This window comes from Azospirillum agricola (assembly GCF_020005195.1).
Taxonomy (GTDB): Bacteria; Pseudomonadota; Alphaproteobacteria; order Azospirillales; family Azospirillaceae; genus Azospirillum; species Azospirillum agricola.
Window position 1 is genome coordinate 360,001 of the sequence record NZ_JAIFZR010000004.1, and the last position, 12,234, is coordinate 372,234.

Genomic DNA, 12,234 nt, shown 5'->3' on the forward strand with positions numbered 1-12,234 from the left:
ATGGGCTAGGGGGGCGCGAGCCTTACCAAACCTAACCAAACTCCGAATACCCGGAAGCACAGTCCGGCAGACAGACGGTGGGTGCTAAGGTCCATCGTCGAGAGGGAAACAGCCCAGACCGCCAGCTAAGGTCCCCAAATCACGGCTAAGTGGGAAAGGATGTGGGAAGGCCATGACAACCAGGAGGTTGGCTTAGAAGCAGCCATCCTTTAAAGAAAGCGTAATAGCTCACTGGTCTAGTTAAGCCGGCCTGCGCCGAAAATGTATCGGGGCTCAAGCCGTGTACCGAAGCTGCGGATGTGATCTCAGATCACGTGGTAGCGGAGCGTTCCGTAAGCCTGCGAAGGGTGTCCGTGAGGCCGCCTGGAGGTATCGGAAGTGAGAATGCTGACATGAGTAGCGACAAAGAGTGTGAGAAACACTCTCGCCGAAAGTCCAAGGGTTCCTGCGCAAGGTTAATCCACGCAGGGTGAGCCGGCCCCTAAGGCGAGGCCGAAAGGCGTAGTCGATGGGAACCACGTTAATAGTCGTGGGCCAGCGGGTGTGTGACGGATGGGAAAGCGTGTGCGGCCTTATCGGATTGGCCGCGCTGGGGACCCGTTCCAGGAAATAGCCCCCGCATCAGACCGTACCCCAAACCGACACAGGTGGACAGGTAGAGCATACCCAGGCGCTTGAGAGAATGGTGTTGAAGGAACTCGGCAAATTGCCCTCGTAACTTCGGAAGAAGAGGGCCCCGTTCGTGCGCAAGCATGGGCGGGGGGCACAGACCAGGGGGTGGCGACTGTTTACTAAAAACACAGGGCTCTGCGAAGCCACACAAGGCGACGTATAGGGTCTGACGCCTGCCCGGTGCCGGAAGGTTAAGAGGAGGGGTGCAAGCTCCGAATTGAAGCCCCGGTAAACGGCGGCCGTAACTATAACGGTCCTAAGGTAGCGAAATTCCTTGTCGGGTAAGTTCCGACCTGCACGAATGGCGTAACGACTTCCCCGCTGTCTCCAACACCAACTCAGCGAAATTGAACTCTCCGTGAAGATGCGGAGTTCCCGCGGTCAGACGGAAAGACCCCGTGCACCTTTACTACAGCTTTGCAGTGGTGCTAGGGATCTCATGTGTAGGATAGGTGGGAGGCTTGGAAGCATGGGCGCCAGCTCGTGTGGAGCCAACCTTGAAATACCACCCTTGAGGTCTCTGGCATCTAACCGCGGCCCGTTATCCGGGTCCGGGACCCTGCATGGCGGGTAGTTTGACTGGGGCGGTCGCCTCCCAAAGTGTAACGGAGGCGCGCGATGGTGGGCTCAGAGCGGTCGGAAATCGCTCGTCGAGTGCAATGGCATAAGCCCGCCTGACTGCAAGACTGACAAGTCGAGCAGAGACGAAAGTCGGCCATAGTGATCCGGTGGTTCCATGTGGACGGGCCATCGCTCAACGGATAAAAGGTACGCCGGGGATAACAGGCTGATGACGCCCAAGAGTCCATATCGACGGCGTCGTTTGGCACCTCGATGTCGGCTCATCACATCCTGGGGCTGGAGCAGGTCCCAAGGGTTCGGCTGTTCGCCGATTAAAGTGGTACGTGAGCTGGGTTTAGAACGTCGTGAGACAGTTCGGTCCCTATCTGCCGTGGGTGTAGGAGTTTTGCGAGGATCTGTCCCTAGTACGAGAGGACCGGGATGGACGCACCTCTGGTGCACCGGTTGTCACGCCAGTGGCATGGCCGGGTAGCTAAGTGCGGACGGGATAACCGCTGAAAGCATCTAAGCGGGAAACCCACCTCTAAACCAGACCTCCCTTGAGAGCCGTGACAGACCATCACGTCGATAGGAGGCGTGTGGAAGGGCGGCAACGCCCGAAGCTAAGCCTTACTAATCGCTCGATTGGCTTGATCTCCTCCGAGCGCCATGCACAGCGGTAAGCCGCTCATGGACGCCGGAAAGATTGCATCCTCAGAATTCACGATCCGTCACGAAACTCGACTTTATCGCGATCCTGATCGAAAAAGGGCGCCTTCCGTTGGAAGGCGCCCTTTTCGTATTCTGGTTCTTGCCTTTCTATTCGCCCAGGCTCTTGAAGCCCATGTCGCTGTCGGCTGTCGTGACGAACCAGGCCTTGGGATCGCCGGTCAGCGGTTTCAGCTCCGGCTGGTCGAGCGCCGGCCGCACCATCATGCGGGTTGGCGTCCGCAACCCGTTCTTCAGGCAGAGGAAGCCCATCAGCGACAGCGGCCGCGCCGCCTGGGCGTTCAGGGTCCGGCACATCAGCGCCGCCATCCCCTCGCGCCGCGCCTGCTCGACCACCAGGGCGAAGGCGGGCATCAGCCAGCCCGGCCGGGCCAGATAGTCGCACACCACCGCCACCGGCTCGCCCTTCCAATGATCGACGCGCAGCACGACGTAGGCCAGCACGGTCTCGCCGCGCGTGACGTAGAAGCGCCGGTGCCGGTCCGCCTTGGGCGAGGCGTCGAACCGCCAGTTCAGGAACGCCCAGTCGCGCCGGGCGATCACCGGGTGCTGCGGCGAAGCCGCTTCCCACAGCTCGTCGACCCGGTGGTCGAAGCTGCCGATCTCGACGAGCTTGGCCCCGAAGGCGCGGCTGCCCATGGCGTAGCCGAAGGAGGCGGTGGTCAGGGCCGGCTTGCCGACCTTGGCCACCAGCTTCGCCAAGCCGCCGCCGTAGGGGCTGACCCGCAGGCAGCGCGGCGGATCGAGGACGCGCAGATAGGTCGGGATGGTGCCGAGGTCGGTCCAGCCGGCGCGCTTGTAGGACTTGTAGGCCGCGTCGGTCATCGACAGCGACACGGCGAGGTCGCTGGCCGCCATGTGGCTTTCCGACAGGGCCGGGCCGACCCCGCGCAGGCGCCATTCGGCCGCGACCATCAGGTCGATGGCCCAGGACGCCTTGCGGGTCCGATCGCCGACCTTCAGGGCGAAGGGGATTCCGCCCTGCTGGCCGACGATGGCGCCGTTGCGCTTGCACACCCAGAGCTGGACGCCCTCGTCGTCGCGCTCCGGGGGCTCCTCGAACAGCCAGTGGAAGTGGTCGGGCGCCAGCTGCATGGCGTCGGCGCCGAAATTCTCCCGTTGGAAGGTTTCCAGAAGAGGGCGGTCCTCCGGCTCATACCGGACGACCCCACGCTGCTTCCAGTCGATGACGCTCATGCGTCGCTCCCGATGTCGACCGGCTGCACCAGCGCGGCGTGGCGCAGGATGCGGGCCGAGGTGCGCCGCTTGGCGGTGATGTCCTTGTAGACGCGGTGGACCTGCTCGACCGGAATGCCGAGGGCCGCGGCGGCCTCCTCCTCCGATGCGCCGCGACCGTAGGCGCAGAGCGCCAGATCGAGCTGGTCATAGGGCAGGGCGTAGTAGAACTCCTCCTGCGACTGCGGCAGGGTGTAAGTGTCGGTGCTGGGCGACTGGCCCTGGATCTCGGCGGGCAGGCCGAGATGGGCCGCCATCCCGTAGACCTGCGACTTGTAGAGATGCGCGATCGGCTTGAGGTCGGCCAGACCGTCGCCGCCGCGCACGAAGAAGCCCAGCTCATATTCCAGCCGGTTCGGCGTGCCGAGCACGGCGTAGTTCAGGCGGTCGGCGTGGGTGTATTCGACCGTTTTGCGGATGCGCTGCTTCAGGTTGGTCGCCGCGACGACGTCGAGATAGACGTCCACCGGCATGCGGCTGCTCTGGCGCTCACCGTCCGGCGATTCGACGGTCAGGGTGAAGTAGTTGACGCGGTCGGCGTCGAGCAGGCCGGCGGCAAGGCCGATCTTCTGCTTCCAGCCGGGGCCGAACTCCGGGAACAGGCGGCGGATGGCGTTGTCGCGCCGCTCGTAGCAGCCGAGCGCGGTCAGCGGGGCGGTGATGTTCTCCATGATCGGCGTGACGCCGAGATGCTCGCAGAGCAGGGTGCCGAGGCGGGTGCTCTTCGGCGAATTCTCCTTCTCCGGCATCAGGATGGCGCAGACGCGCTCCGGTCCCAGGGCGCGGACGGCGAGCGCCGCGCAGACCGAGCTGTCGATGCCGCCGGACACACCGAGCACGATGCCTTGGCGGCGCAGATCATGGGCGACGATGCGCTGGATGGCTTGCTCGATCTCACGCGCCGCGGCCTCGTAGTCCAGATCGAGGGCCTTGGAGTCGAACGAGTGAAGGGCGTTCAGCATGGCGTCAGATTTCCCGGTTCGCGGTTGAAGCATCGTCGGTAAGAGTGGAGAGAGCCGTCAGGCCGCCGCCGTGGAGCGGGCGGTGGCGAGGCGGTCCTCCAGGACATGGATGTCGGCGCGCTCCAGGGCGTCGCGCTGCTGGCGGACGCGCTGGGGCAGGTCGTCGAGCATGGATTTGGCCAGCATTTGCAGGGTCAGCACGCCGACCAGCGCCATCTCCTCGCGCTCGCCGGCCATGTGGCCGTTCTGGCGGTGGGCCTTCCCGGCCAGCGCCGACACCGCCGTGGCGTCGGCAAGGCCGTAGCGCGACAGAGCCTCGGGCGAGAGGAGGTCGCGGACATAGGCCGGCGCGTCGGCGCCGAACAGCGCGCTGGTCATCGGCGCGCGGTAGGGGCGCTTGGGGCGATGGCCGATCTCCGCCGGCAGATGGCGGGCGGCGAGGCAGCGCAGCGCCAGCTTGTCGCGCAGGCCCAGCATCTTGACCCGGTCGGGCAGGGCGGCGCAGAGGTCGTCGACGCCCGGATCGAGGAAGGGGTAGCGGACCTCGATGCTGTTGGCCATGGCGACGCGGTCGCCCTGGCTGGCCAGCAGATAGGGGGTCATGAAGGAGGCGATCTCCGCCCACTGGGTGCGGGCGAGCGGCGACCAGCGCGACCAGCCGTCGGGCAGGTGGGCGGCGATCCGCTCCTCGAAGGCGGCGGCGTCGGCGGTGGCCTGGACGTCGCCGTTCAAAAGGCGCTGCGACCAGGCGGTGTTCTGCCAGCGGGTGCGGTGGGCGTAGAAGGGCTCGTCGGTGTCCATCATGCCGCGCTTGAAGAAGGCCTGCCACAGCGGGCTGTCCTTCTGGCCGGTGACGGCGGCGAAGGGGTGGACGCGGCCGAGCAGCTTGGGACGCGCCTTGGAGGTAGGCTGCCGCGCCCAGAAGCGGCGGACCTTGTCCTCCTTGAAGATGTCGTAGCCGGCCAGCCACTCGTCGGCGCCCTCGCCGGACAGCACGACGCGGATGCCGCTGTCGCGCACGAGGCGGGAGAGCAGGAAGAGCGGGGCGGGCGCGGTGCGGACCAGCGGCGACTCGCCGTGCCAGATCACGTCGGGCAGGGCCGCCTGGATGTCCTGGGGGCCGCAGAGGATGTCGTGGTGCTCGGTGCCGACATGGGCGGCGACGAGGCGCTGCTGCGGGGTCTCGTCGAAGCCGGCGTCGGTGAAGCGCACGCCGAAGCTGTGCATGGTCGTGGTGTCGAGCTTGCGGGCCAGCGCCGCGATCACCGAGCTGTCGAGCCCGCCGCTGATGTAGACGCCGACCGGCACGTCGGCGCGCAGCCGCAGGCGGATGGCGTCGAGCAGCTTCTCCTCCAGCCGGTCGGCGGCCTCGTCGAGCGAGATGTCCGACAGGGAGGCGTCGCCGGACAGGTCGGGCTGCCAGTAGCGCTCGGCGTGCGGCACGAGGTTGGCGTCGATGCGGATGGCGGTCGCCGCCGGCACGCTCTCGACCCCGGCGAAGACGCTGCCGTGGGGGGCGGCGCTCCAGTGGGTGAAGACCTGGGCGAGGCGGGCCGGATCGAACTCCGGCGTGACGCGGCCGCCGCCGAACAGGGCCTTGGCCTCCGAGGCGAAGACCAGATGATCGCCGCGCCGGGCGTGGAACAGCGGCAGGATGCCGAGCCGGTCGCGGACCAGCCAGAGGTCGTGGCGGCGCGCGTCCCACAGGGCGATGGCGAACTGGCCGTTCAGCTTGGCCCACAGGGCCGGTCCGTATTCCTCGAAGCCGTGGACGATCACCTCGGTGTCGGTCTGGGTGTAGAAGCGATGGCCGCGCGCCTCAAGGTCGCGCCGCAGCTCGACGTGGTTGAAGATCTCGCCGTTGTAGCTGACCCAGAGCGTGCGGTCCTCATTGTGGATCGGCTGGAAGCCGCCGGCGAGGCCGACGATGCTGAGCCGGGCGTGGGCCAGTCCGACCCGCTCGTCGCGGTAGAAGCCGTAGCCGTCCGGGCCGCGATGGCCCAGCATGGCGATCATCCGCTTCAGCTCGTCCAGATCGGCCGGTTCGGCGCGCGGTCCGGCGAGAACTCCGGCGACACCACACATGGGATTGCTCTCTCTTTGCGGAGGGGAGGACGGATTCAGGCGGTCTGCGCGAGATCGGCGCGCCGGATCTTGCCGGTCTCGGTCTTCGGCAGGGCGTCGCGGATCTCGAGGAACTTGGGCACCAGATGGCTTTCCAGCCGGCCCCGGCAGTGCTGGCGGATTGCCGGCTCCGACAGGATGGCGCCGTCGCGCGGCACGAGATAGGCCTTCACCGCGAGACCATCGGCGGCGTCGGGGACGCCGACGACGCAGGCCTCGGCGACGGCCTCCAACTCGTAGAGGACATTCTCGACCTCCTTGGGGCTGACCTTCTCGCCACGGCACTTGAAGACGTCGTCCTTGCGGCTGACGAAGTAGAGATGCCCGTCGGAATCCTGGGTGAAGAGGTCGCCGGAGAACAGCAGGGTTTCGCCCAGCGGGCCGCCGCGCAGGCGCTTGGCGGTTTCCTCCGGACGGTTCCAGTAGCCGCGCATCACGTTGGCGCCGCGCACCACCAGCTCGCCCACCGTGCCGGGGGGCAGGCGGTTGCCGTCCTCGTCGGCGATGAAGGTCTCGCAGTTGGGGATGGCGCGGCCGACGGAGGCCGGCTTGCTGTCGAGGTCGGCCGGGTCGAGCGTGCAGATGCGGGTGCAGCACTCGGTCATGCCGTACATGGAATGGAAGACGGCCTGCGGGAAGAGTTCGCGCACGCGGCGCAGATGGGCGGCCGGCAGCGGGGCGGCGGCGTTGGTGACGTAGCGCAGCGACGACAGGTCGGCGGTCTTCAGCGCCTCCAGGTTCAGCAGGGTCGAGAAGAAGGTCGGCACGCCGGGCAGGCCGGTGATGCGGTGCTGGACCATGCGCTTCAGCGTCTCCAGCGGGAAGGCGAAGGAGCGCTCGAGGACCACGGTGAAGCCGACGCGGGCGCCGGTGAGGATCTGCGACAGGCCGTAGCCGAAGGTCAGCGGCAGGACGCACATCACGACGTCCTCGGGCGTGTTTTCGAGATAGCTGGAGATCGCCCAGCTCGTGTTGACGAAGTTGGCGTGGGTCAGCATCACGCCCTTGGGCCGGCCGGTGGTGCCGGAGGTGTACATGATCGCCGCCAGATCCTGGTCGATCAGGCCGGGGTCGGCGGGGATCCGGTGCGGGGCCGACAGCGCGTCGGCGTAGAGCAGCCCCTCCGCCTCCGGGGGAAGGGCGGCGCCCACCCACAGGACGGCCGGCGGGGTCGGCAGGTCGGACAGGGCGGGCAGGACCTGGCGGGCGAGCGCCGACGGAGCCAGCAGGGCGCGGACGCCGCAGTCCGCCAGCAGATAGCCCAGCTTGTCGGACTTGGTGGAGGGATTGACGGGGACGAAGACGGCGCCGGCCTTCAGCGCGCCGAACAGGCCGGCGACATACTCGATGGAGTTCTCCAGCATCACCGCGACGCGGTCGCCGCGCCCGATCCCCGCCGACTGGAGCGCGCAGGCGACGGCGTCGCTGTCGCGGTCCAGCTCGGCGAAGGAGCGGCGGGCGTCGCCCGCGATCAGCGCGGTGCGCGCGGGGGTGCGGGCGGCGGTCTCGGTCAGGAACTGATGAAGCAGATGGGCCATGATCGTCCCCGTCAATCAACAGAGCCGGCGGGCCGAACCGGTTTCCGGTTCCGCGGCGCGTCCGGTGCCGCCGTCAGGCGGCGGTGCGCAGGGTCTGCTTGCGCTCGACGAAGGCGGTGATGCGGTTCACCGATTCCAGGTTGTCGGCGATCATGTCCTCGTCGTCGACGGTGATGCCGAAGCGTTCCTCCAGGAAGGCGACGACATGCATGATGCCGGTGGAGTCGATGATGCCGGATTCCAGCAGGGATTCGCCGTTGTCGAAGCCGGAGTCCTTGCCGAGCAGGAAGTTCTCCACGATGAAGGCGCGGATCTCCGGCAGGGCGGGAGCGTTCAGGGTCGTTTCGGTCAGGGTGGCGGTCCGCATGTCGCTGAAAACTCCTCGTAGGTTCGGGCGTGAAACGGTGGCTGGTCTCATCTGGCGGTTGAGCCTTCCTCGGGCCCGGTCACCGCGTTTCGCATCCGCGTGATACAGTACTTTTATTGTGTCAAATTCCTGGTTTGGCGAGAGAGCAAAGGATAGGGGTGGGTCGAAGACTGTGGTTAGCCACTCTGTTCCGGGATGTAGAGCTTGAAACGGTCGGCATAGATCTTAGAACTCGACGTGCTTGACTTCCGCATCGGCCTCCAGGCCGAGGGTAGGCGGTCATACGCCGGCCGGCTGATGGGCCGACGGGGTGGCGCTGTCCGGCTTCCAGCCGGCCGCCGGCTGCGCGGGGGCGGCCGGCGACCTCCATTTGCGCAGCCAGGCCGGAATCCCGGTGAGCTGGACGCTCAGCCACTCGACCGACGCGTCGTCGGAGAGCGGAAAGGCCTTCAGCCGCAGCGGATCGCTGCCGGCGCCGTTCCAGCCGGGATCGATGGTGCGGGCGGTGCGGTAGCCGGCCTTGTGGATCTCCTCCACCTCGCGCTCGCTGAAGTCGCCGTTGGGGAAGGCGAAATGGCGGCAGGGCAGGCCGACCGCCTCCTCCAGTTCCGTCCGGCACAAGCCGATCTCCTCGGCGCACAGCCGGTCGTCGCATTGCAGAAGGATCGGGTGGGTGCGGGTGTGGGCGCCGAAATCGGCGACGTCGGTCATGCGGGCGACCTCGTCCCAGCTCATCGCCTGGAGGTCGGCGCCGTCGCGGTCGGGGTCGTCGCCGGCCTCCGCCAGCAGGCGGCGGCGCTCGGCGTCGGGGACGCGCTTCAGCGTCTCCACCCCGATGCGGTCGGCCGCCGCGGTCTTCCACCAATAGGGCCGCGCGGTGCCGACGATGCGGCTGCACAGGTAGACGGTCGGCCGCAGGTCGTATTCGCGGAACAGGGGGGCCAGCGCCGTGTTGTTCCGATGCCCGTCGTCGAAGGTCACCACCAGAGGGTAGGGCGGCAGCGCGTCCCAGCGCCCGGTTTCCATCGCCGTCGCGACGGCGTCCAGCGTGGTGAAGTTGTAGCGCTTCGCGTACCACTCCAGATGCTGGCGCATCACCTCGGGTTCGGGGTTGTGGTAGACCACGATGGTCACGCCCCGGCGCGCCATCAGGAAGCGCTGCAAGGCGCCAAATCCCGACCAGCGCACCATGGCGGCAATGGTTTGCTGCTTCATGGTGTCCGTTCCTTTTTCCGTGGCGCCGCTCAAGACATGGTCCGGGCGGCGCCGCTCAAGACATGGCCGGCTCCGCGCGACCCTCCCTTGCGGCGGGGCGCGCGGAGCCGGGGGCGTCATCCGGTGCGCTCGGCGGGACCGCGGGCGCCCATGGGCCCGGCGGTGGGCGGAGTCTCGGTCTCGGTCCTCCAGCCCCGCGCGTTGCGCCGGTAGATGTCGAGGATCCGCTCGCGGTACACGGCGATGTCGAACTGCCGTTCCCAGCGCGAGCGGGCGCCGATGCTGAGGTTGCGGCGCAGGGTCGGGTCGTCGATGACGCGGGCCAGCGCGGCGGCCAGCGCGTCGGTGTCGCCGGGTGGCACCAGCAGGCCGGTCTCGCCGTCGGCGATGGCGTCGGGAACGCTGCCCACCGGGGTGGCGACGATGGTCAGCCCTTCGGCCATGGCCTCCAGCACCGACATCGGCAAGCCCTCGAACATCGAGGGCTGCACCAGCACCTGGGCGGCGGCCAGTTCGCGCCGGCAGCCCTGCTGGTCGAGCCAGCCTGTGAAGCGCACGCGGTCGGCGATTCCCAGATCCTGGGCGAGCGCCCGGTAGGTGCAGAGGTCGCCGTCGCCGGCGATGGTCACATGCCACGGCTTGTCGCGGCAGGCGGGGGAGGCCAGCGCGTTCAGCAGCACGTCGATGCCCTTCAGCTTGATGAGCCGGCCGAGGAACAGCAGCCGTACCGGGCCGTCCTCCACCTCGCCATCCGCCGTCGCCCGGCGCGGTGGTTGCGCCGGCCCCGGCACGGCGTTGTGCAGCAGCGTGGTGCGCCGCCGCGCGTCGGGGCCGAAGGCGTCGGCCACCCAGTCGCGCCAGAACTCGCCGAGGACGACGATCTCGCTGGTCATCGCCATCATGCGGCGGATCCCCCAGCGGATCAGCGGATTGGCGTCCTTGTAATGCTTGGGGAAGCGGCCGCCGTGCAGATGCAGCACCACCGGCACGCCAAAGGCGCGGGCGAGCCCGATCAGGATGCCCTTGCGCAGCACGCTGCCGTATTCGGCCATGTGGATGTGGACGAGCTGCGCCTTGCCCGAGGCGAAGCAGCCGGTCAGATGAGCCGTCGCGCGGGCGAAGTAGAAGGGCATCAGCCGGAATTTGCCGGGACCATAGCTGTCGACCACCTCGAACCGCACCTCCGGGCAGTTTTCCCGCAGATCGGTGGTGAAGTTGTCGACGACCCGTCCCATGCCGCCCTTTTCCTGAGTGCCGCCGGGGGAGACGATGTAGATCATGTCCGCTCCTGGTCCTTGTGCCCGCTCGCTGTTTCCCCCGGCCCGAACGGTCGGTCTCCATCCGGAAGGGGAAGCGATCTGTTTTGATCCCGGCGAAGTTCCAAAGAAGAGTCCGGCGCTATCCACTCCAAAGCAGGTATTTGAAAATACCGTCGAGAATAACGCGACAGCAACGGTCCGAGGGTATTAGGCGCCTTTGCCGAGGCCATGTCCGACGGACCTGTTTTGGAGCAACCGGAAGAACATCTGTGCCGGGGCGATTACCTCGTTCGTTCAGCGTCCGCCCATGCGGGGTACGGACGCCTTGGGGGACGCGCTCGCCGCTTCGGCCAGCGGTTCCAGACGGGGGTCGAGCTCGGCTCCCGGCCGGTCCAGTTCCTGGTAGATGGCGAGCAGCGACTTGCCGTAGGCGTCGATGACGAACTGCTTCAGGAACAGCCGCCGTCCCTGCTCCGCCAGCTTGCGGTGCAGGGACGGGTCGGCGGCCAGCCCGGCGATGGCGTCGGCCAGGGCGGCCGGGTCGTTCACCGGGATGATCCGGGCGGTCTCGCCGTCGGTCAGCACCTCGGGGATCGAGCCGACCGGGGTGGTGATGACCGGCAGCTGCGCCGACAGCGCCTCCAGGATGACCATCGGCAGCCCCTCGTGGGTCGAGGGCAGCAGCAGCAGGTCGTGCGACTTGATGTGGGCGTGCGCGTCCTCGCGCGATACCCAGCCGAGGAAGCGGCATTCCTCGGCCACCCCCAGCGATTCGGCCATCCGGCGGTAGCCGTCGATGTCGCCGCCGCCGCCGATGGTGACGTGGAAGCGCAGGCCCCGCTGCTTCAGGCGCTGGCAGGCGCGCAGCAGCGTGCCGATGCCCTTGCGTTCCGACAGGTTCGCCAGCACCAGCAGCGACAGCTCCGCCCCCGGCGGCGGCGGATCGCGCGGGGCCAGATCGGCGCCGATGTCGGGAACGGCGTTGTAGAGCACCCGGACCTTGTGCGGGTCGGTGCCGACCGACTGGACCAGATAGTCGCGCCAGTTGTCCCCCAGCACCACGGCGCGGCCGCAGCGGTTGAACAGCCAGCGGCTGATGGCGCGGGGGAAGGCGCCGCTCTCGAAATACTCGACGAAGGAGGCCCCGTGCAGATGGACCACGGTCGGGCAGGAGAACAGCCCGGCCACCGCCTGGATCGCCGCCTTGCGCAGGAAGCTGCCCTTCTCCGACACGTTGATGTGGACCACCGACACCCGGCGCCGGGCCAGGAACCAAGCCAGCCGGGCCATCGTGCCGGCGAGGAAGAAGGGGGACCACAGCACGCTGCCGGTGCCGCGCGTGTCGAGCACGATCGTGCTGGGCGCGCCGGGGCTGGCGGCGAACTGGTCGACGACGTAGCCGGTCATGCGGCCGATGCCGCCGCCGCCGTCGAGGGCTCCGGGGGTGGCGAAGACGATGGCCACCCGTTCCTTGGCGGAACGGGGCGTCGTCGCCGGTTTGCCGTGGCCCGGCTGGGTCTGGTCGGCGCGCGGGGCGCGGAATTTCTGCATGGAGTCCGGTCCTTCCGACG

At 67.8% G+C, this 12,234-nt stretch carries 8 protein-coding genes and 1 rRNA gene (1 of these 9 only partly in view); 1 reads left to right on the plus strand and 8 read right to left on the minus strand.

All coding sequences use genetic code 11. The features are described 5' to 3' along the window. Positions 1 to 1,891: ribosomal RNA gene (locus tag JN22_RS10575) — 23S ribosomal RNA — on the plus strand; it begins 852 nt to the left of the window's first position. A gap of 161 nt (positions 1,892 to 2,052) precedes the next feature. Here the strand turns inward: JN22_RS10575 and JN22_RS10580 are convergent. The 8 genes from JN22_RS10580 to JN22_RS10615 all read right to left on the minus strand — a co-directional run bounded on the left by JN22_RS10580 (position 2,053) and on the right by JN22_RS10615 (position 12,214). Further along, positions 2,053 to 3,159, minus strand: coding sequence for a GNAT family N-acetyltransferase (locus JN22_RS10580; protein WP_085553901.1), 1,107 nt, complete (start codon positions 3,157 to 3,159; stop codon positions 2,053 to 2,055). Beyond that, positions 3,156 to 4,160, minus strand: a complete 1,005-nt coding sequence (nadE, locus tag JN22_RS10585; RefSeq protein ID WP_085553902.1) for an NAD(+) synthase — start codon at positions 4,158 to 4,160, stop codon at positions 3,156 to 3,158. The genes JN22_RS10580 and nadE overlap by 4 nt, the downstream gene beginning before the upstream one ends. Positions 4,161 to 4,217: 57 nt before the next feature. Further along, complete coding sequence (gene asnB / locus JN22_RS10590; RefSeq protein WP_085553903.1) at positions 4,218 to 6,245, minus strand: asparagine synthase (glutamine-hydrolyzing); 2,028 nt, start codon at positions 6,243 to 6,245, stop codon at positions 4,218 to 4,220. Between the two features lie 35 nt (positions 6,246 to 6,280). Continuing rightward, positions 6,281 to 7,822: a class I adenylate-forming enzyme family protein gene (locus tag JN22_RS10595; protein WP_085553904.1), complete on the minus strand. Its 1,542-nt coding sequence runs from the start codon at positions 7,820 to 7,822 to the stop codon at positions 6,281 to 6,283. Between the two features lie 73 nt (positions 7,823 to 7,895). Continuing rightward, positions 7,896 to 8,189: an acyl carrier protein gene (locus JN22_RS10600; protein ID WP_085553905.1), complete on the minus strand. Its 294-nt coding sequence runs from the start codon at positions 8,187 to 8,189 to the stop codon at positions 7,896 to 7,898. A gap of 279 nt (positions 8,190 to 8,468) precedes the next feature. Next, positions 8,469 to 9,404 (minus strand): polysaccharide deacetylase family protein, encoded by a 936-nt coding sequence (locus JN22_RS10605; RefSeq protein WP_085553906.1) that lies wholly within the window; start codon positions 9,402 to 9,404, stop codon positions 8,469 to 8,471. A 116-nt stretch (positions 9,405 to 9,520) separates the two neighbouring features. Then, positions 9,521 to 10,684 (minus strand): glycosyltransferase family 4 protein, encoded by a 1,164-nt coding sequence (locus JN22_RS10610; protein ID WP_179166115.1) that lies wholly within the window; start codon positions 10,682 to 10,684, stop codon positions 9,521 to 9,523. A gap of 273 nt (positions 10,685 to 10,957) precedes the next feature. Next, complete coding sequence (locus JN22_RS10615) at positions 10,958 to 12,214, minus strand: glycosyltransferase family 4 protein (RefSeq protein WP_085553907.1); 1,257 nt, start codon at positions 12,212 to 12,214, stop codon at positions 10,958 to 10,960. Positions 12,215 to 12,234: the final 20 nt, after the last annotated feature.